The sequence below is a fragment of the Alteromonas macleodii genome, assembly GCF_903772925.1.
Lineage (GTDB): Bacteria > Pseudomonadota > Gammaproteobacteria > Enterobacterales > Alteromonadaceae > Alteromonas > Alteromonas macleodii_A.
The window spans coordinates 2,348,524-2,368,973 of the sequence record NZ_LR812090.1; the positions used below are offsets into that span (position 1 = coordinate 2,348,524).

Annotated in this window: 17 protein-coding genes; 14 read left to right on the forward strand and 3 right to left on the reverse strand. The window is 40.9% G+C overall.

The window, feature by feature from the left end:
* Positions 1-110 precede the first annotated feature (110 nt).
* From PCAR9_RS10070 to PCAR9_RS10120, 11 genes are all read left to right on the forward strand, one after another.
* Entirely contained in the window at positions 111-1,478 is a 1,368-nt protein-coding gene (locus tag PCAR9_RS10070; protein WP_179983482.1) for an MATE family efflux transporter, read from the forward strand.
* 111 nt (positions 1,479-1,589) lie between these two features.
* Complete coding sequence (locus tag PCAR9_RS10075) at positions 1,590-3,485, forward strand: IucA/IucC family protein (protein ID WP_179983483.1); 1,896 nt, start codon at positions 1,590-1,592, stop codon at positions 3,483-3,485.
* Positions 3,475-5,289, forward strand: a complete 1,815-nt coding sequence (locus PCAR9_RS10080; protein WP_179983484.1) for an IucA/IucC family protein — start codon at positions 3,475-3,477, stop codon at positions 5,287-5,289. The genes PCAR9_RS10075 and PCAR9_RS10080 overlap by 11 nt, the downstream gene beginning before the upstream one ends.
* Positions 5,282-6,586, forward strand: a complete 1,305-nt coding sequence (locus PCAR9_RS10085; protein WP_179983485.1) for an AMP-binding protein — start codon at positions 5,282-5,284, stop codon at positions 6,584-6,586. Before PCAR9_RS10080 ends, PCAR9_RS10085 begins: the two co-directional genes overlap by 8 nt.
* 8 nt (positions 6,587-6,594) lie before the next feature.
* Positions 6,595-7,917: a DUF6005 family protein gene (locus PCAR9_RS10090; protein ID WP_179983486.1), complete on the forward strand. Its 1,323-nt coding sequence runs from the start codon at positions 6,595-6,597 to the stop codon at positions 7,915-7,917.
* Complete coding sequence (locus PCAR9_RS10095; RefSeq protein WP_179983487.1) at positions 7,914-8,759, forward strand: sugar phosphate isomerase/epimerase family protein; 846 nt, start codon at positions 7,914-7,916, stop codon at positions 8,757-8,759. Before PCAR9_RS10090 ends, PCAR9_RS10095 begins: the two co-directional genes overlap by 4 nt.
* 37 nt (positions 8,760-8,796) lie before the next feature.
* Positions 8,797-9,132: a hypothetical protein gene (locus tag PCAR9_RS10100; RefSeq protein ID WP_179983488.1), complete on the forward strand. Its 336-nt coding sequence runs from the start codon at positions 8,797-8,799 to the stop codon at positions 9,130-9,132.
* Positions 9,122-9,382 carry a hypothetical protein gene (locus tag PCAR9_RS10105; RefSeq protein WP_179983489.1) on the forward strand — a complete coding sequence of 87 codons (261 nt, stop codon included), beginning with the start codon at positions 9,122-9,124 and terminating at the stop codon, positions 9,380-9,382. The genes PCAR9_RS10100 and PCAR9_RS10105 overlap by 11 nt, the downstream gene beginning before the upstream one ends.
* A complete protein-coding gene (locus tag PCAR9_RS10110; protein ID WP_179983490.1) occupies positions 9,379-10,947 on the forward strand; it encodes a PepSY-associated TM helix domain-containing protein in 1,569 nt (522 codons plus the stop codon). Before PCAR9_RS10105 ends, PCAR9_RS10110 begins: the two co-directional genes overlap by 4 nt.
* 18 nt (positions 10,948-10,965) lie before the next feature.
* On the forward strand, positions 10,966-12,096 hold the full coding sequence (locus PCAR9_RS10115) for a heparan-alpha-glucosaminide N-acetyltransferase domain-containing protein (RefSeq protein WP_179983491.1): 1,131 nt from the start codon (positions 10,966-10,968) through the stop codon (positions 12,094-12,096).
* Between the two features lie 191 nt (positions 12,097-12,287).
* On the forward strand, positions 12,288-13,637 hold the full coding sequence (locus tag PCAR9_RS10120; RefSeq protein WP_179983492.1) for a DUF2254 domain-containing protein: 1,350 nt from the start codon (positions 12,288-12,290) through the stop codon (positions 13,635-13,637).
* Positions 13,638-14,909: 1,272 nt separating this feature from the next.
* On the opposite strand, the gene PCAR9_RS10125 is transcribed toward PCAR9_RS10120, so the two are convergent.
* Positions 14,910-15,056 (reverse strand): hypothetical protein, encoded by a 147-nt coding sequence (locus tag PCAR9_RS10125; protein WP_179983493.1) that lies wholly within the window; start codon positions 15,054-15,056, stop codon positions 14,910-14,912.
* Between the two features lie 407 nt (positions 15,057-15,463).
* Here PCAR9_RS10125 and PCAR9_RS10130 point away from each other — a divergent pair, with 407 nt between their 5' ends.
* Positions 15,464-16,720 carry a tyrosine-type recombinase/integrase gene (locus PCAR9_RS10130; protein ID WP_232091171.1) on the forward strand — a complete coding sequence of 419 codons (1,257 nt, stop codon included), beginning with the start codon at positions 15,464-15,466 and terminating at the stop codon, positions 16,718-16,720.
* Positions 16,721-16,941: 221 nt separating this feature from the next.
* A complete protein-coding gene (locus PCAR9_RS10135) occupies positions 16,942-17,292 on the forward strand; it encodes a hypothetical protein (RefSeq protein ID WP_179983494.1) in 351 nt (116 codons plus the stop codon).
* Between the two features lie 35 nt (positions 17,293-17,327).
* Here PCAR9_RS10135 and PCAR9_RS10140 read toward each other — a convergent pair whose 3' ends face one another.
* Positions 17,328-17,750: a universal stress protein gene (locus PCAR9_RS10140; protein ID WP_179983495.1), complete on the reverse strand. Its 423-nt coding sequence runs from the start codon at positions 17,748-17,750 to the stop codon at positions 17,328-17,330.
* A 184-nt stretch (positions 17,751-17,934) separates the two neighbouring features.
* Here PCAR9_RS10140 and PCAR9_RS10145 point away from each other — a divergent pair, with 184 nt between their 5' ends.
* On the forward strand, positions 17,935-18,408 hold the full coding sequence (locus PCAR9_RS10145; RefSeq protein WP_179983496.1) for a c-type cytochrome: 474 nt from the start codon (positions 17,935-17,937) through the stop codon (positions 18,406-18,408).
* Positions 18,409-18,629: 221 nt separating this feature from the next.
* Here PCAR9_RS10145 and PCAR9_RS10150 read toward each other — a convergent pair whose 3' ends face one another.
* Positions 18,630-20,261: an FMN-binding glutamate synthase family protein gene (locus PCAR9_RS10150; protein ID WP_179983497.1), complete on the reverse strand. Its 1,632-nt coding sequence runs from the start codon at positions 20,259-20,261 to the stop codon at positions 18,630-18,632.
* Between the last annotated feature and the right edge of the window lie 189 nt (positions 20,262-20,450).

Genomic DNA, 20,450 nt, shown 5'->3' on the forward strand with positions numbered 1-20,450 from the left:
GTAACAGTGTTTATGCAACATACTATTAACATATGTTTCAAATGTAACCTTCATTGAATGGGCCGCTGAACGAACTTAGGATTACGACAAACCAAGTTCGAGAAGTAGTAATGGCACTGTCTACAAAAGCTGCAATTTTAAACAACCCTTTATTAAGCACTTTTTTCAAACAATCGTTTTTATCACTAATTGGCCTTACTGCTTTAACAACCGCTAGTTTAGTTGATGGTATCTTTGTAGGCCAATACGTCGGCCCTCTAGGATTAGCAGCAGTAGCGTTACTTTTACCCTACATTACGTTTCTCGTAGCGCTCTCCTTAATGCTCGCAATAGGCGGAAGCGTTACTATCGGCACTTTTATGGGGAAGGGGGATACCCGTTCCGGCAGCGCTTTGTTTACGCAAATATTAATAGTTACCGTAACACTTAATGTAATATTGGCAGTATTAAGCTACGTCGCCGAACCAGCTTTGTTTTGGCTACTTCATGTTCATTCTGACATCGCGCCACTGACAAAACAATATTTTTCCGTGCTTAGATGGGTATTCATTCTTCAGTTCTCAGGTATGGTGCTCTACTACCTTGTCCGGGCAGATGGGTACACGAAACTTGCTACCACTGCATTACTTATAGGTGCACTGACTAATATAGCATTAGATGCACTATTTGTAGGGCATTGGGGTTATGGGATTGAGGGAGCAGCTTATGCGACAGGCGTAGCACAAACTCTTCAGCTCTTTGTATTAGCCGCTTTTTTCGCAGATAAAAGCCGAGGCGTAACACTTGCAACGTTTAATAAACCCTGGCGCAGGTTATTCAGCGTATTGAGAAACGGTATTTCAGAATTTACTAACGAAATTTCAGTGGGTGTACTTTTCTTAGTCATCAATGCACTACTGGTTATTAAAACTGGCAGCGATGGGGTAGCGGCCTACAGTGCGGTTAATTACTTTATATTCCTTAGCATCATGCTTAGTTTTGGTATCGCAGACGCACTTCATCTACTTGTTAGCTACAACCGGGGTGCCTCACAACCAACAAGAGTCGATGCTTTCCTGTTAATAGCATTAGCGACAGTATTTACTGTCGGGCTAATAATGACAGCGTGTTTGCTGTGGTTTAAACCTTTCTTCGTTGGCCTTTTTCTTGCCCCAACACAACATGAAGTTTCTACCTACGCGTATAGCATCATTCTATATATTTGGCCGCTTTTCCTTGTTAACGGCTGTAACGTACTGCTTAGTGTCTTTTTAACTGCCATTGAGAAGCCATTTCAATCTGCTGTTATTGCGTTAAGCAGAAGTATACTGTTTCCAGTTGGCCTTCTATTCTTATTATCCTACTTCACGTCTTCAATATCTGAAAACAAGAACCCTGACTTTTCGTTTCTCATAGCACTCCCCATTGCAGAGTGGGTGACACTTTGCTGCGCAGTCTTCTTTGTTTGCAAGCCCTATTGCCTAAAAAGAGAAACCTAAGAAATAACACCCAAAAAATAACCACATGTAACAAATGTAAAAGTCTTTGCTAATGAGAACCATTCTCACTAAATTGTCGCGGTAATTTGCTCATCTTAAAAGGGTCTAACCATGACTTCAGTAGCTAAGAAACAAGCTAATAACGCGTCATTTCAAGCATTCATGAATGCTTACATCAAAGAAATTGATACGGGGGTTTGGCACACTAAAACAGATTGGGCCATTCGAACAGGCATTCAGCTACATCAAAATGATAAATATGCTGTTGAGCTTTATCTAACCGCAAACAATACTCGGCTTTCAGTATCCGCATCTTATCGCTCTACGGTAGGGCGACATGTATTCAATTCAGTTTACAAACAACTTCCCAATAGTCTTCAGTGGGAAGAAATTTCCTTCATGAGCGCTATTCTATTGCTTATCGACGAAATCTACAGTGAAGGCGAATCTGGTAAGCAATCTACAGACACAATAGCAGAGCAAAGCTTAGAACTTTATGCCAGGACGATAGAAAGCCATCAAATTATGGCGATGTATTTAGAAAATCGCGCTGGTGATCCCGCCCTTGAAAGTAACCAATTTATAGATTCTGAACAAGCCATTCTTTTTGGCCATTGGTTACATCCAACGCCAAAATCAAGGCAAGGTATGCATCGTTGGCAACATGAACTTTTCACGCCAGAACTAAAAGGGAATTTCAAACTGCATTATTTTGCAGCCAAGCAATCCATCACCTTTTCCAATAGTGCAGAGACAGCGTCTGCTTTTGAAATACTAGAAAATATAGCGTTATGCGATGATGATCCTTCGACCAAGGCGCTTATTGAGGAACTACATAGTAAGAATTTAAAATTGTTGGCGGTACATCCGCTCCAAGCTGATTGGCTGTGTGCTCAAGCTCCTATACAAAAAATGCTTATTGAAGGTGAGTTGCTCCAACTAGGAGAGTTAGGGCCTTTATTTACGCCCACGTCTTCAGTGAGAACTCTGTATAACGCAGAGTTAGATTATATGGTGAAGGTATCTATACCTGTTAAGGTAACCAATTCTTTAAGAAAAAATATGCACCATGAATTAGAGGCTGGCGTCACCCTTTGCCGCTTACTAAAACGGTGTGGTTTTTCTATACTCTACCCTGAATTTAAATTTATCGATGACCCTGCATACATTTCCCTCAACGCGGGCAATGCGAAAGAAAGCGGGTTTGAATTGATATTAAGAAAGAACCCTTTTAATAAAGCAAATCAAATCGATAGCCTTGGCGGAACGCAGTCTATAGCTGCCCTTGTTCAAGACCCTCTCGTTCCCGGTGGGCAATCTCGACTTGCTAATATCATTCACTCGCAGGCCCAAAAAGAGGGTATTGATAGTAGTGTGGTGGCCACAAAGTGGTTTGATCGTTATTTGAATTGTGCAATCGAGCCGGCCATACGGCTCTTTGACCAGTGCGGTATTGCCTTAGAAGCGCATCAACAAAACTCACTATTGGAAATATCTGACGGTTACCCGACAGCTTATTATTATCGTGATAATCAAGGTTTTTATCTGTCTAAAGAAAGACAACAAATTCTTGAAACCATGGAGCCTCATCTCATTCACTGCAAAGACCTGTTTTACAGTGAACAGATGATAATTAATCGATTCACATACTATCTTTTTTTCAATCAATTATTTGCCGTTATTAATCGCCTCGGTAGCGACCAACTTGCGCTAGAGCCTACGTTACTACACAAAATTCACTGTAAATTAAAATCTATGCTTCCTAGCTTAGGTTCATTGGGCTCGGCATTCGTCTCCTCTGTGTTAGAGCGAGAAAAGCTTCCTTTTAAAGCCAACCTTCTTACGCGGGTAGAGGATGTTGATGAGCTAGAAGCACAAGATGAACTTGCTGTGTATGTATGGGTTAATAACCCATTTAAAAGTATTGAGAAGCTCAGTGAAACTTCGTTACAAGTTAACGAACCTCAAGAGAAAAGTGCAGATAAGGTAGTGGCCGATGCTTGCTAACCTCATTTTTGAAAAAACCGAAGCACCAGAGGTTGCATTTCAAGAGTCAAGTGCTCTGGCGATGTGTGAAAACGAGAAGCGCGTTGTTCGCCAGTTGTTTGAAGCTTTGCTTTACGAAAACTTAATCGAATACTGTTTTGAAGGCGGAAAATTTACGTTAAATATTGGCAAGACACTGATAACAGCCCAGGGCCAAATAACATATTTCAGTAGAATTCGTTTAGATCCTAACTCAATTAAACGAGATGGTGTGCCCTTAACACTGTCCTGCGCTATCAAGTTGATTCATTCGTTACCTTGCGCTGAAGAAAAGCGGAATAAACTCGCCGATGAGTTAAAACACACGCTATTACTTTGTCGCTGGAATCAAAAGAACCTGGTTCAAATGCCGAGCAGACGCGCGCTTAGTTATAACCGCTTAGAATCTGCACTTATAGAAGGGCACCCGTACCACCCATGTTTTAAATCAAGAAGCGGTTTTAGTGTTGCCGACCACGAGCAATACGGCCCTGAAACCGGCGGAACGTTTAAGCTTCAGTGGCTTGCTATAAAGCGTGAATTTTTAAGTGCAAATTTTAACGGCGAGACCGAACAGAGCTTTTGGAAAAGAGAGCTGGGCCACTCTACCTACAATTATTTGACTGACATCTTGCGCCGGCAGGGTGGAAATCACCAAGATTATGATCTAGTGCCCGTACATCCCTGGCAGTACAAAACAATTAGGCTTCTTCTGGAGCAACCTTTAGCAGATAGTGACGTTTACTCCCTTGGGCTAGCTGGAGATGACTATCAAGCCAGCACGTCTTTAAGAACCCTGCTTAATACAAGCAATGTAAATAAAGCCAGTGTAAAGCTACCGCTTAATGTGGTGAACACATCGTCTTTGCGCACTATCGAGCCTCACTCAGTGTGTACAGCACCCCATATATCTAATTGGTTAGCCAAGGTAATTTCTAATGATGAGTGGCTACAAAGCCAAAACGTTCTATCTATCCAAAAAGAATACGCCGGCATTGCTTTAAAAAATCCCGAAGGTGATAGCGAACATGGTTGTTGGATTAACGCATTGTCACCGAGTCTCTGCGCTATTTTTCGTGACGCTAGCGTGTTAAACGAGCCCAACGCTAAAACCGTACCGTTTGCCATCCTTGCAAGTACTGAACAAGACGGCAAACCATTTGTTGCCCATTGGATTGAAAAACACGGCGTAGAAAAATGGTTAGACGCACTTATCAATACTGCAGTGCTTCCCGTGTGGCATCTATTGGTTAATCACGGTATTGCAGTAGAAGCACATGCGCAAAACATGTCTTTAATATTGAACGACGGTTTACCGAAGAAAGTCGTGTTACGTGATTTTCACGAGAGTTTAGAGTACGTACCCGAATTTATTGCGAACGCATGCATTGTGCCTGAGTTCGAAAAGATAAACCCTGAGTACGTGAACTCCCCATTAAACCACTATTACTGGATGGACGATATCGGCGCATTGCGAGAGCTATTCGTAGATACGGTGTTTGTCTATAACTTGACGGAATTGTCGTTTCTTTTTTCTAAACACGGATATTGTAGCGAGGGTTTCTTTTGGTCGAAAGTAGCTAGCGCTTTACGCGCGTACAACGATAGCGGAGTTACAGACTACTCCCGTATTAATCGTATGAGCCTATTTGAACCTCGCATTATTACTGAATCCCTTTTAAAGAAAAAACTCTATGCAAGCAGTGCACATGAAGAGTTTCATCACACCATTGAAAACCCATTAGCTAAATTTTTCAAAGATACTTGTGGAGAGTCACATGCTTAGTATCGACGATAAAGTCATCTCAGCCCAAGATATAAGCTCAAAATTTAAGGTATTTTCGAATACCCCTTATCTAAAAGCACAGAAAGGCAGTGTTGCTGTGTGCATTGAAAGCGTAACTGATTGGCTTTCACTGTGTTTTTACGCAAAAGAAACCGGGCTTACTGTTATGCCTATTCATGCTAGTACTCCAGAATCGCTGGCCAAAAAATACGCCGATAGAGCCGGGTGCTATGCACTTATTTACCAAACACTCGACAATGTGATTTTATTTCCGCATAACGCAATGCCTGACACAGCGCCGGGTTTAATCCAAATGAGTTCGGGGACCACCGGCGAACCTAAAAGCATCAAGCGCTCTTGGCGGAGCATTGATCAGGAAGTATCTGCTTACGTTTCTCATTTCAGTGCTCCAAACTCTATGACTCCAGTTATTGCTTGCCCAGTTACTCACTCATACGGGCTTATATGCGGGATATTAGTTGGATTAGCGCGAGGGAAACACCCTAGAGTCTTTACGAGTATTAACCCTAAGCATTTGCTTAAAGCACTGCTTAAACTTGAGCAACCGCTATTGTATTCGTCACCATTAATGATAGATACAATATGCATGCTTTGGCCCAACAACAGTAAGCTTCATGCTGTTATGACCTCTGGCACCTTGATGTCAGGCCCCGTGTTTGAGCGAACCAGATCCAAAATTAAACATTTTTATCAGCAATACGGATGTTCTGAAGCTGGATGTGTTGCAATAAGCAAAACCTTTGACCGCGCTAATGTAATAGGTGAAGTACTTCCTCATGTTACCGTTAAAGCTGGTGATAACTTGAATGCACCGAGTGAAATTGTAATAAAGGTAAAGCAACCACTTGATGGTCAAGTTCCAGAGATCCATACCAGCGACCTTGGTTATTTCGAAACGATTGATGGCAAGAGCCAGCTATGCTTTGTTGCGCGCCAAGATGACACCATCATTGTTTCGGGTCTTAACGTTTACCCCAAAGATGTTGAAGACATTGTATTAACTCATCCCCACATTAAAGATGCGGTTTTATTTAAAGTAAAAGACCACAGCACAGGCTATCGGGCGTACCTACAATTTTGTGCGCCTCGTCGTTATACCAATGAAGATAAAGCCGCGTTAAAACGCTGGTGCCATCAGCATTTAGCAACCTACCAAGTCCCTTTTGATTTCGTTCAAGTTGACGCTATTAACCGTTTGCCTAATGGCAAGGTAAATAGAAAAGCGATAGCACAAAGCTACCAATTAGAAGCAGAAACACAAGCGGTTACAGCCTAGAGCACGTTATGAATTTAGACTCTTTAATAAATACAATTAAGCATGTGCTTACGCACGACATGAAATCACAACACGCTGAAAAGTTTTCTCCTTCGGCACGCCTGAATGAAGATCTTTACATTGATTCAGTGGTGCTAATGCAGATGCTGATTCAACTAGAATTGTCTTACGACATTGAAGTGCCTGAAAGTGCAATATCTCAAGATGACGTTAAAACGGTAGAGAGTCTTGCGCGTTTTATTTTATCTCATCAAGGTGCAAATCAAGACGAAGACAGTACCCACGTTCAAGAAGTGCCCTTTGAAGATATAAAAGTTCACTGTTTTGTAAGTTGCTTGTGTGAAAGTATCAAAGCTTCGCCAAAAGTCGACCACCGACCTTTTTACTTCGGAGTGTGGGATGCCGATGTTGTCGTAACGAAGGAATATACGCTTGCTTATCATGACGAGTCTGTCAGCCACGACTTCTTTATTCAGTGGTATAAACGTATTTATGGTGTAGAGGTTACGCCTTGGTATGACAACACGAAAACTAAGGCACAGAATATAGCCGAATTAGAAAGCTTACTCGACAATGCCACTGCTTCGCAAAACATCATGGTAATGCTAGACATGTACTTGCTACCAGAACGGGAGAACAAGTTTAACCAGAACCCATTTCCTCACTATGTGATGTTAAAGAAAACAGACAGCCAGCAACGTTGGTTTATGTATGATCCAGACTTTAGGTGGGAAGGAGAGGTTGAACGCACAGATGTTATCAATGCCATCACATCACCACATGTTGCAGGTGGGTATCTATTCGACAGCAATGATATCGTGCCTTCGTCACTTGAAACTATTACCGAATACTTTAAAGCTACTTTTTTACCCGAGCATAACGTTCTTACAGATGCCATAAGGAAAATAGTCGTTGCCCATCGTGACAATCCTAACGGCAAGGGGGCTCACCTAGGCGAAGCCTTAAAGCAAATACCCGTTCTTGCCATTAGAAAGTATGCATATGAACACGGGTTCGCTTATTTCTGGCGAGACATTGGCTTTCCAGAAGTCACGTTTGAACTGTGGTGCGATGAAATAGAGAAGCTTGTATCGACGTTTAAAGCAATACAATTTCGTGCTATCAAACTTTCAGAATTGGCGAAGGAAAGCAAAGAAACGGCACCGCTTTTTGAAGAAATTCTTAGGTTACTCGATGAACAAGATATTACTGAAAAACAAATAAAGTCAAAGCTTAATGATGTGTACTTTGAATGGTTGGCGTTTCACCAACTTCATACTAAAGCAGAGCCCAGTATAACGAGTGCTTGTGACCTGGAGGCTGCCCTATGAACCTTTCAGTATGCACCATATCGTTCAGACACCAGCTTATATCAATAGCTGAAATCGCAAAGTGGTCTGTGGCAAATAGCTTCCAAGGTATTGAACTGTGGGGAGCGCATGCAACCAATTTAGAAGATCAGCCTTTATACGGTAAAGAGTGGCTTTCAAGTTACTCATTGAGAGCCACAATGCTAAGTGACTACTTGCCTCTTTTTGAGGAGAGGGACACATTATATTTCAAAGTTCACCGTCTCTGCCGCTTAGCTAAGCATTGGGGAGCCACTAAGATTCGTACGTTTGCCAGTAATGAAGCGAGTAGCGTTATACCCGACGACAAGAAGCATTTACTTTTTGAACGCCTGAAGCTCGTTTGTGATTGGCTGAGTGACTATAACCTTAACTTAGTGATAGAGACACATCCCAATACCTATGCCGACTCTGTCGCGTCTACTATCGAGCTTTTTGAGGAAGTTAACAAAACGAATCTGCAACTAAACTACGACGTGTTACATGTATGGGAGTCTGGCGCAGATGTTATCGCATCTTGTGAACTACTGGCTCCATATATCAACCACTTTCATTTCAAAAATATTAGTAGCAGTAAGCATTTAAGCGTGTTTGCACCCGATAATGTTTACGCTGCTGCAGGTTCACGAGAAGGAATGGTACCCATTTTTGACGGTGCGGTAGATTATCAAGGGTTCATTGAATACCTGTATTCAAAGCCACAACTATGCAACATAGATTCGTCGTTAGAGTGGTTTGGCAACAACTGTAAAAATGTTCTTAGTCACGACAGATATAAACTTCAAAAGATGAGTCAGGCGGCCAATACAACTGTAGCCATTTAAACAACATGGTGAAGTAAGCAAAAGGATTTGAATCTATATGTTTTTAATTACAAATATACTCGCATTACAAACATTATGGGGTGGGTGCGCAGCACTTTACTTTTCTTCTACGCATCAAAGAACTGGCGCACCAACGATATCGAAGGTTTTAGGCAGTATCCTGTTCGTCACTGCATTGATAGTGGCAGCTTTTCTCTTAAAAGAGCAATACAACATTTGGGCGGTTGTGTTTTCCATCATCACTATGATCATGATGAACTTTATTTTAATAACCCTTATCGGCGCTCACGAAAATCGCGCATTAAGACTTATTGCGTACGGCACCTTGATTAACTTCGCACTGTCTTTAATCGGAGGGGTTTATGTGGCGTAAAACACTGCTTTCATTTTTTATTGGTCTAGTGCTCAGCGTAAGCATTACTTTAAATATTAACCACTTTTTACCCATTGATGTGGACATCAAATTACTTGCGGGTTACATACTCGGCTTTTTGCTTTGGGCTGGATTAATCACCTATTTTTTCTGTTTTGAAACCATAAGAAAGCCGTTACTTCGATGCTTGAGCGCGTTGTTTATTTCACTTGTACTAAATGTGCTGATTAAGATGGGAGTTGTTGCATGAAAGCCAGTACTATTCGTTCTGCGTTAGAAGGTCACGGTTGGATAGGGCTCTTCATTTCAATTCCTCTATTTATCGTTTTTTGGGCTGGCTCTCTTACTTTGTTCTATCCAGAGTTAAAGGCGTGGTCGGTCTTACCCCATACTTTACCACACACAGAATTCCGTTCAGTGTCAGACACTTTACCGTTAAGTGAAGTAGTAGATACGGCACTTTCAGAATATGACGTGGACACGCAAGAAAGAATGTTCGTGGTACTTCCCACTGACACGCTGCCACTGTATGAACTCTATCTTCCAGTGAAGCAAAATGAAGCAGACCACACCGAGCTAACTTCTCTATATGTAGACCCAGCAAATGGCAAAACTGTAGCGCCTATCGACAGTTTCCACTTAGCCGATTTTCTTTATGGTTTACATATTGATTTAAATTTGCCATTAGGCGACCACATTGTTGGAATAATTACCTTATTCTTCACTGTGGTCATTTTCACCGGATTAATTGTTCAATTTAAAAAGCTGATCACACACTTTTTTTTCTATAGAGGTTCAAAAGCTACACAACGCTATCAACTTACAGACATGCACAACGTAGTAGGGGTAATGAGCTTACCCTATACATTTATGTATGCGCTTACCGGCTTAATGTTTAATCTGGGCTTAATATCACAAATCGTCACGCTTTTATTTGTCTATGATGGCGATAGAACTGCGCTACTCAATGACTCAGGGTTCCCAAAAATAACAGAGTCGTACGCTGGTATTGAACGAGAAATGCCTGACTTAGACGCACTGGTCGCATCGTGGGAAGAAGAGCAACACGCAAAGGCTCATTCGTTAAGGCTGACAAATTATGGTGACGATAACGCGTTAATTCGCATCATAGGTCAACATGAAACAAGCTTCTCACAGCGTATAGATATGACTTACCGCGTACGTGAAAATGCATTTACTACAGAACTAAACCCCAGTGAAAGGAACGCTTTTGCCGATGGAACACGCTTTCTTTATGCGCTACATTTTGGCCACTTTGCGGGCCTTGATGTTAGGGTTGTTTTTTTCATTCTGGGTCTTGCCGTGTGCGGTCTAATAATTGTTGGCAACATGTTGTGGCTTAACAAATTTCAAAATAATCGCAGTATCTCACAACGGTTTAAACGTAATATCTCCGCGCTTACATTAGGAGGTTGTGCGGGTATCATTCCAGCCACCGCGACAGCATTCCTGCTCGAAAGAACGTTAGCTGCCAGTTTGGATGAAAGGGCATTAATCGTTGAAGCTGCTTTCTTCTTAGTTTACGGCCTTTCGGTAGTCGCCGCATTTTTTACTAAAAATAGACTTAAAATGATAAGTGTTACGGTTTTAGTTAGCGGGCTCATTCTTGCACTTTTGACGTTCGTTGATGTGATTTTCCATAGCCAAGCCATAATGCAATATTTTAACGCTGGTTATAAAAACCTCTTTTCTGTGTCTTTCACTTGTTTAAGTTTCTCCTGCCTGCTTCTCTGGTTAGGTTTGAGCTTATTAAAGAAGGGTGAACTGACGCGCAATACTGTTACTAACCACTAACAATAAAAAGCGAAACGCATGAAACTATTCTATTTACCCCATAACTTAGCCACGCCCAGCGTTAATAGACAACTGACTTTTGACGTAGCGAAAGGTCTAGCAGTGTTGCTAATGATAATGATTCATGTGCTAGATTTTTACGGTTTGGACGAGGTCAGGTTCAGCACATTTGGTAATACCATCAAGTTTGCTTTGGGTTGGCCTGCAGCATCAATGTTTGTTTTTATTATGGGGGTTTTTGTAGGCTTCTCGACGTCGTCAACACCCCGCGAGGAAATCAAACGCGCATTGTCGCTATTTGCACTTGGCTACATACTCAACCTTTTACGCGGAACAATACCCATGTGGCTGTCGATTGAGATAGGGCTAGTGACATATCAGGACGTTGCCCCTCACACGCCTTTAAGTGAACTGCTAATAGGAGATGTATTCCAGTTCGCTGGCATTTCTCTATTAATATGTTCCGCGTTGAAACATGCGACCAATAAAATCTATATTTGGATATGCGCGGCTACCGCTATCGCTTTTTTATCGCACACGGTTTGGGATAAATATACGTCTCTATCTATTTTTGATGAGTTGCTGAAACTATTTGTTGGGAACGAAGAAGTAGGGGCTATATTTCCTATTTTTCCATGGGCTGCTTATCCCATTGCAGGAATGGCATTCGGGCGCTTTTTGAAACGAAAAAATGATTGCGACGCTATAAACTTCACTTACTGTCTTAAGCTAGGCGCAGTATGCACAACGTTAGGCGTCTTGCTCACCTTAAGTAACCCTGACTATCACATCGTTACAAACCTTCGAAGTGGCCCCGGTGTAGTACTACTCATGACTGGCATTGTTATGCTATTTATCTTTGCAATTCATTTATTTGTAGTGAGGTTCAAAGCAACCTATGTCGTTTCGCTATTTGCTTTTTGGGGTAAAAATGTTACCGCACTATATGTCTTACAATGGATATGTATAGGTTGGGGACTTATGCTAGTTGGACTACAGCAGCTATCGATGTTGAGCACCTTAGCAGCCATGCTTATTGTTTTATTCGCCTGTCACTACTTGGTATTACCTTGGTACAACTATAAAAGCAGTACAAAAAGCGCCCCGCCTAAACCTCGCGCTTCAATTAAGGTCAAGGCACCAGCTTAGCGCCTGAACCGGAGATGGTTTCTACATGCTTTATCTAATGTACAGGTCTATATCGTTAGAAATAAACGCGCAATAGGCCTCCCTTTTAACGTATAGTTTTACGTAATGCTCTCATCTTATAAAAGTAAGATAAATCAAAAACCTAATAACTTTCGTACTTACTGAGGAAAGTAAATTCAGAAGAGAGCAACGTGGAAGCACCAATAACTGTAGATAGACTTAGGTTTCTTGTTTATAGCCTGAAAGAAAAGCTTTGGGTAAAACCTCTTGGGTTTTGCCTTCTATCTATTCTTGCCGTATTTCTAGCTAAAGTGGCTGACGGTACTTCACTAGCCGAGCATATCCCTGAAATCAAACCGGAATCGGTTGAGGCACTGCTCTCCATTATGGCATCGAGTATGATGGTAATTGCCACATTCTCAGCAGGAACTATGGTTAACGCCTATGCATCAGCGAGTCAATCATCTACGCCTCGCTCCCTAAGCCTTATCATTTCTGACGATGTATCACAAAATGCATTGTCGGTATTCATTGGCGCGTTTATTTATAGCGCGGTAGCGCTTACTGCAATGACCCAAGCTATTTTTAATAAGGCTGGGCTTTTCATATTATTTTGCTTAACGTGCTTAGCCTTTGTGGCGGTAATTTTAACCTTTATCCGATGGGTAGATAGCGTAGCTCGTTTAGGCCGTGTGGGGTCAACGCTATTAAAAGTAGAAAACGCCACGACACGGGCGATAAAAAACAGAATTAAAAGCCCCTGTCTGGGAGCTGTACCGCAAGAAGAAATAAAAGAGCAGGGGAGTTACGCTATTTTCACTGACAAAGTAGGGTATATCCAGCTTATCGATATCGCGAAGCTACAAACTCTAGCAAAAAGCAAAGACTGCTTTATTAATGTTGCTTTACTACCCGGTGAATTTGTCACCCCAGAACGAGCATTAGCGTACTCAAATACAGAATTAAAAAACGATGAAGTTATCAGCGCCTTTACTATAGGCGAAGCTCGATCATTTGAAGCAGACCCCAGGTTTGGATTTATTGTACTGGCTGAAATTGCATCTCGAGCATTGTCTCCATCTGTTAATGACCATGGTACAGCGATAAATGCTATCAGTAGCATCACCAGATTGATGTTGCTGTGGCACAAACCTGTCTCCCAAGATAATAGTGTAAAGCATAAAGGTAGCGAGACGAGTGCTAATCGTCATTCAGAAAATGAAAACGACAAGGAACAAAGGCAAAATCAAAACGACAGTAAGTATGACCTCGTTTCATTACCCAAGTTGAGTGTCGACGATTTATTTGATGACGCTTATACAAGTATTGCCAGAGATGGTGCGGCTAACATAGAAGTGGCCATACGAATTCAAAAGTCTCTCAACACTATTAAAGCCTGTTTCGAAAACAGCGACACAGAGATAGATAAAGACTTCACCAATGCAGCGAACAAATTAGCTAAGCAGAGTTATGAGCGTGCAAAATTAGCATTAGACTATGCTGAAGATATAAAGCGAATTGAGCGTATTTATCAAAGCTAGACCTTAACTAGATGCAGCATAAAACTAGATAGTTACAACCATTTCGGGTTTCTTTTAGATTATTGTTTTCACATTGTCTCAATAGTTACGATAGCTTAGTTATTTAAAATCACTTAGTTATTCGAGCAATTATTACTGTGAATTTGCTTGGTGTTATTGGAAAGCTTTATGTGTGCGAATTGAATCCATCAAAACAATGGTTCGTTGGTAGCTAATACTCAAACAATAAAAATACAAATCTACAAACATAATTATAGAAGTAGCACCTTATAGGTAAATACTTTGACAGCATATTCTAAAAAACCAACGTAACGCTACGTGAATAAAAATATAAATTGTGAGGTGTAGTACACCAGATTTCACGTAGCGCACGATTTAATTTCACGACTCAATTCATCGTTCCAAATCAAAACATCTCAGTAGTTTAAAATTAAAAGTACTCGCGTAAGTGAGATGTTGACGCACGAGCTTAAAGCTAAGCACTGGACCAACACAGCAGCCACGCATAAAAGTGTGTGAGTAATCACAGCCAACAAACCAACCAAATAGAGCGACATCAAGCCCTAATCTTCCATATATTTAATTACGCATAATGTATATTATGTTAAATAGAGTATTAAAACAGAATAAAGAAAGGCGCTCGAAGATTAACGCTGTCCCAATGAACTAACCTTCTACATGTGATTCATTTGTGCCGTGTTTAAAGAGAATTATTACTAGGAATTTAAGCCTCAATAACCATAGCGATATTCACATATGCCAGCGATATAACTGCGAGCCTTTTATAAGCTTTAATAGACTGTGTATTTAATTTGAGTTCTCTTTTATCTTCATTATTTAGGGCTGTTTAAATCTATTCGTTTAAAAGAACTCTCTATGGAGGAATAATATGCTTTATGCGTTTTGAGCTCTTTGGGTAAAAACTAACGCTGGTAATAGATGTCTATGGTTTTTAATTAACTAATAAATGCTAGGCCGCTGGAATGCTTTTCCAAATATTCGCGTTTTCATCGATATAGTTATTCAAGGATTAAGAAACTTATGAAGGTCGTTTCGAATAATATAATTAAACTAAGCAAAGCGTATCTATTTAGGAATAGCGCTAGTGTTAGGTGCTTGAAAGTTTTCAATTAGTGACTGGCGATGTTCGCGACTAAAAATAACGTTCGTAGAAGTTAGGCCCAATTAGCACTACGAATATAAAGCATTTAGTTTAGCTGCCACGTTAATTTTAAGCGCAAAGGCAAAAGTATGACTTATAAAAACTATCACCTATTCCTTTTTGAAAGAGTGAAAAATCTGACTCCCTAGGTCAAACCAGTTGCTACCATCGTCTAGTACCAACACTTCATCAGGCATAATTTCCCCAGGTAAAATATAGACTGGGAATACAGATTTCCAAGCTATATATTCATGCATTTTGGCGCTCAATATTTAGGCGCCGCTACGTAAAATCTGAAGCAACATTAGGGGCATTGCCTTACAGATTTCACGTAGCGCACGATTGATAAATGGGGGTAAATTGAACAATATCGGCCTACAAACGCCGTTAAAGCCAATATAGCGACAGAGTTTTTTAGTTTTTGTGTTGCTTGCTTGTACATATTGCGGTTATAACTGTTCGTATATACAGCGTTATGGTAGGGTGTCACACTGTGATCGGCAAAGGTAGGGTTAAGCAAATTATGCGTTTCAGTGAAATAGGCCCTTATGTTCACGCATGATAATTACAGTTATCATGCGTGAATTATCAAAAATATCAGTACTTTACAGTATTTCCAACAATCTAGCATAATACACACATATCGTGGCTACCGGGTTATTTAATGTCTTCAAAACCAAACAATTTGCACTTATCTGGGCGCAGAATGACTAAAGGCGTTACTAATAATTCTTCGATGAAAATTAAAAAGAGCACTGATAAAGCAAGTTATCCCTCAAACTCAACTGTAGTTGCTAATACTGCCGATAGTTATTTTACCAAGTCCGAACCTAAGGTACAGTTTTCAAGTAGTGCTACTGAGACTCAAGAAACATCATCCCTCCAGGTAACGTCTAATGACAAGAGTTTCGAAAATTACTACCAGCAATACTATCAGGACATTTTTACTAAACTTCCTTATAACACACAGCGTGCCTATATAAGTGACTATAACGAATTTGCAATTTTTTGCAGACAGCACGGCTTTGATGGTTTCAAAAACGATTTTGAACACAATGAAATCTGCATAAAAAATTATGTAGAAGAGTTGTGTCGTTCTCCCCTAGCCTATAGAACCATAAAGCGTCGCCTATCCGCACTTAGTAAATTTCTTGGCGTTGCCAAGTTACCTAATCCCATTATTAGGTCAGCGTACTTAAGAGACTTTATTCGACTGTCACTAATTGAAAATAGAAAGTATAGGCTCTCACATAAACAAGCGGTTCCTCTTACTATCGATATGGTCGAACAGATTAACAATGCAATAATTCCAGATTCATTGCTGGAACTACGCGACCTCGCTATTATTAATTTGATGTTCGATGCCTTGCTACGCGCCGATGAGCTAGTGAGAGTTTGTGTTGAGGATATATCTGCTCGAAATAACACACTGCTCGTTGTTTCATCTAAAAGCGATCAAACTGGCCAGGGCCAATATCGTTACGTTTCGTCTAGTACCATTTCTATGGTTCAAGAATATATCAACGAAGCAAATATAGACCCAAAGTCCAAAACTCAAAGACTACCTTCTGATTTACGCGGCTTGCACAAAGGCATTTTGTTCAGGCGACTTACGAATCATAAAACTGCACTTTTACCTTTTGACGAAAACATACCAAGCCATAAGGCTAACGTACTTAACTACTCGAGCGTATACAGAATTTGGCAACGCATTGCTCATCGTGCTGGTATTAGTGAAAACATTACACCACATAGTGGTCGTGTCGGAGGTGCGGTTTCTCTTGCAGAAGATGGGGCATCTCTGCCTGAGCTTCAACTAGCTGGGGGCTGGCAATCACCTGAAATGCCCGGTCATTATACAAAACAAGCCAACGTAAAACGTGGTGGAATGGCAAAATTATCGGCGAAACGAAAAAGATAAATATCGGTAAAACAACAAGATACAACCACAAAATGTTACGCGTAACCAAAATTAGTATTTATATTCTCACTCACCTACTCTCTTTATCAACATACCAATCTGAATTGCCATAACGCGCGTATTTATATTGCATGGTTAAATTGTTTTCTACAGTTTTTGGCACTAACTCAACAACTAGTTAGTTAAAAAATAGTAGAACGCACAAAATAAAGGAGTTATATATGAGTAGTGGTATTGATACTAAGCATGGAAAATTACTCGCGGAGTTGGTTGTCCCTTCTTCCTCATGGAAAGTCCAGCCAGAGAAACAAGACCCCTTTAAATCGCAAGAAGCTGCAATTGATTATTTAAAATCTAACAACGAGCCGTTATATCTTCATGTTCCCCTTGCGCAGTCTGACGATTTTGTTCGTATTTGTGTTACATCTCGCGGTGATGATGCCGTATTCACAATCAAAGACATCAATAAAGGCGGTGAGACGTCTGTGCATTATTCACATATAAAAAATCTAGAAAGTACCATTAGAAGTCTAGTCTTAGAATGTTGCGATCAAAAAATCAAAGCCCTTTAAACAGGGCTTTTTTATCTCTCAATCGTAGTATTAAGTTATACTTTCACAGCTAGCACGTCGGTTTTAACGCCATGTAAAACCGCATTAGCTGTGGAGCCTAGCAGTAACCTTAGCCCGCTTTGGCCATGGGTTCCTACAACAATCAGGTCTGCACTAATTTTCTCAGCCATGTGATGAATTTCATCCGCTGGCGAACCAATCTCGACGTTTATATGGCTGTAAGGAATATCGTGTTTTGCGGCGACATCCTTTAACTGCCTTTGTGCCTGCTCCCTTACCTCTTCGGAAAAGTCTCTTTCTAAGAATAATCCATAAGGCTCAACATTAGTTTGTGGATAAGCAACATATAACAAATGAATCTTATGGCTGTTACCGGCTATAGCAATCGCTTTTTCCACTACAAGTTCGTAATCAGAATATATATCAATGGGTACTAGTATGGTTTCATAGCTTTGCACTTTTACTCTCCTCAGCCTTGTATTGTTAAGATTTTCGAGGCAACTGTTTTTTAGTACTTCACATAGTAAAGCCTTACAAATATATATTCATTGCGCTAGGTCAATGTTTAGACTGCAAACTCGTTCATACTTAATTCTACGCACATAGCTTTTTACAAACGTTAAACGTGTGAGGGGGAACGATATGAAAACAACAATAATAGTTTTAGCAACACTTTTTCTTTTTGCCTGCGACCAGGGACCGAAGTCGCCTCGCGGTTTTAGCTTACCGGAAGGTAACATGAAGCAAGGTTATCAGGTATTTAAGAAATATCAGTGCCAAGACTGCCATAGAATAGCTGGGGATAAAGAGCCGGAGGACGCTCAGTATTTAGTGGCAAAGCCCATTCCACTAGGTGGAAGTAGCGGTCGAATTAAGACATATGCAGAGTTAGTAACGAGTATTATTAACCCTTCACACAAGCTTACGCCTCGTCAGCCTGCCAGCTTTACGAGTGAAGATGGAGTTTCATTAATGCGGGTAGTGAATGACGAATTGACGGTTTCTGAACTTATTGATTTAGTTGCATACCTTCAGCCTAAATATAAAGTAGCGCCTTATAGAACCAGTGACTATCGCTTGTATCAATTGCGTATACCCGAAAAGTCCAATGAGTAGCGGCACCATATCTAGTTGCTAATAACCACTAAGCCAAGCCTTCGAATTTCTATGTAATTGAAAAGCTGGCTTAGTGGTGTTTTGTATTGCGCGTTTTGTCTTGCCCGTTATAGGTTGCGCTGTCATTTTGGTTAACTAACAAGGTTACCGGCTTAGCAAAACAATTCCGTGCACAGACTTTTATCCTGCAAACCAGTCATTTGCTTACTCATAAGCAAACACTATGATACGTCCTTCGTTTCTGTTTCTATTTCAGCTAACAAACTACAGGGCATAAAACTTTGGGCGTTTGCTTCTTTTAAATGAAGTTTAAACCTGTCGGGTACATCGTCAGTTAGAAAGCTGCCCGTTTTAACCAGTGGGAAAATTTCGTCATAACGGGCAACATTGCATTGATCAACCCGTCTAAAAATATGGGTACGATTCAGTTCACTGGTTTTAACATGGCCGGTTGACGACAAGATATCCATCAATGCATGAATAGTCTTTTTATGAAAGCGGTACACACGTTCATACTTATCTTCAACGTTTAAACCTTTTGCTAACTTAGGGTCTTGAGTAGCAACACCGGTCGGGCATTTATTTGTATTGCAGGATAACGACTGTACACAACCAAGTGCCAGCATCATCCCCCTGGCGCTGTTACAAATATCCGCTCCCAAGCTCAGATTTTTGGCTAACTGAAAGGCGGTAATAATCTTGCCCGATGCTATTACTTTAATTTTGTCACGCAGTCCAAAACCTGTAAGGCAGTCATCCACAAAAGCGAGTGCTTCACGTAGCGGAAAGCCAATAGAATTAGTATATTCAAGTGGCGCAGCTCCTGTACCGCCTTCGCCGCCATCAACCGTAATAAAGTCCGGTGTAACACCTTTTTCTACCATCGCTTTGCACATAGCAATAAATTCGCTTTTTCTGCCAAGGGCGAGTTTAATTCCCACCGGTTTATAACCACTTAACTCTCTAAGCTGGCTAATGAAATCAACCATTTCTAACGGTGTCGAAAAAGCTTTGTGTCTAGGTGGAGAATCGACTTGGGTACCAGGCTCAACGCCTCTTATTTCAGCTATTTCTGGGGTGTTTTTATATGCAGGAAGAATTCCGCCGTGCCCGGGCTTAGCCCCTTGGCTCAGCTTTATTTCTATCATTTTAACATTTTCGAGATTGGCTTTTTCTTCGAACAAATCAGGGTCGAAACCGCCATCCTTGGTTCGACATCCAAAGTAGCCCGTACCGATTTGCCACACAATATCGCCGCCGTTTTCAAGGTGATACGGGGTCAAGCCGCCCTCGCCTGTGTTGTGGTAAAACTTACCCTTCGCTGCACCTTTATTGAGCGCTAAAATAGCATTTCTCGATAAACTACCAAAACTCATGGCACTGATATTAAGCACACTAGCGCGATACGGTTTTTTACAATGGGGACCTCCAACCAAAACGCGAGGGTCCTCATCCATATCCTCTACTTCTCTGGCGGATAGAGAGTGACCAATCCATTCATAACCATCTTTATAAGTATCTAGTTGGGTGCCGAAAGGTACCGTTTCTCTACTATTTTTTGCTCGTTGATAGACAATAGAGCGAAACATGCGGGAAATAGGCGTACCGCCAGTGTCTGTTTCTATAATGTATTGCTGGATGTAGGGTCTTAAACCTTCTACCGTCCAGCGCACTCTGCCTATTAGTGGGAAGTTTTTCAAGATGGCGTGTTTAGTTTGGAAGGCGTCGTAAAGACCAAAAATCAATAGCGTGACAGATAAAAGCAAAAACCACCACACCGGCGCCCAGAGTAAGCCAATTACTACATTAAAGGCGACCAGCAAGATGAGTATGGTTAAAATAGTTAAACGCATTAAGAATCCTTCTTTAATTCGGCCATATTTAAACTAGATAATATGCCTATAACCCTGTTCAATACACCTCAAACCTAAAACTAGATTCACTTTAAAGCTAAATGATTGATTTAAAGTTTTAATTTATACAATCAGCTCTAAAAAAACACAGGTTACGCGTTACCTTTTTTTTACTATACGATAGTTTTT

Coding starts and splice junctions, on each gene's coding strand:
- PCAR9_RS10135 (WP_179983494.1), top strand. CDS start 16,942: ATGAGTAGTGGTATTGATACTAAGCATGGAAAATTACTCGCGGAGTTG.
- PCAR9_RS10075 (WP_179983483.1), top strand. CDS start 1,590: ATGACTTCAGTAGCTAAGAAACAAGCTAATAACGCGTCATTTCAAGCA.
- PCAR9_RS10115 (WP_179983491.1), top strand. CDS start 10,966: ATGAAACTATTCTATTTACCCCATAACTTAGCCACGCCCAGCGTTAAT.
- PCAR9_RS10145 (WP_179983496.1), top strand. CDS start 17,935: ATGAAAACAACAATAATAGTTTTAGCAACACTTTTTCTTTTTGCCTGC.
- PCAR9_RS10110 (WP_179983490.1), top strand. CDS start 9,379: ATGAAAGCCAGTACTATTCGTTCTGCGTTAGAAGGTCACGGTTGGATA.
- PCAR9_RS10125 (WP_179983493.1), bottom strand. CDS start 15,056: ATGCATGAATATATAGCTTGGAAATCTGTATTCCCAGTCTATATTTTA.
- PCAR9_RS10090 (WP_179983486.1), top strand. CDS start 6,595: ATGAATTTAGACTCTTTAATAAATACAATTAAGCATGTGCTTACGCAC.
- PCAR9_RS10080 (WP_179983484.1), top strand. CDS start 3,475: ATGCTTGCTAACCTCATTTTTGAAAAAACCGAAGCACCAGAGGTTGCA.
- PCAR9_RS10095 (WP_179983487.1), top strand. CDS start 7,914: ATGAACCTTTCAGTATGCACCATATCGTTCAGACACCAGCTTATATCA.
- PCAR9_RS10085 (WP_179983485.1), top strand. CDS start 5,282: ATGCTTAGTATCGACGATAAAGTCATCTCAGCCCAAGATATAAGCTCA.
- PCAR9_RS10105 (WP_179983489.1), top strand. CDS start 9,122: ATGTGGCGTAAAACACTGCTTTCATTTTTTATTGGTCTAGTGCTCAGC.
- PCAR9_RS10100 (WP_179983488.1), top strand. CDS start 8,797: ATGTTTTTAATTACAAATATACTCGCATTACAAACATTATGGGGTGGG.
- PCAR9_RS10130 (WP_232091171.1), top strand. CDS start 15,464: ATGTCTTCAAAACCAAACAATTTGCACTTATCTGGGCGCAGAATGACT.
- PCAR9_RS10070 (WP_179983482.1), top strand. CDS start 111: ATGGCACTGTCTACAAAAGCTGCAATTTTAAACAACCCTTTATTAAGC.
- PCAR9_RS10150 (WP_179983497.1), bottom strand. CDS start 20,261: ATGCGTTTAACTATTTTAACCATACTCATCTTGCTGGTCGCCTTTAAT.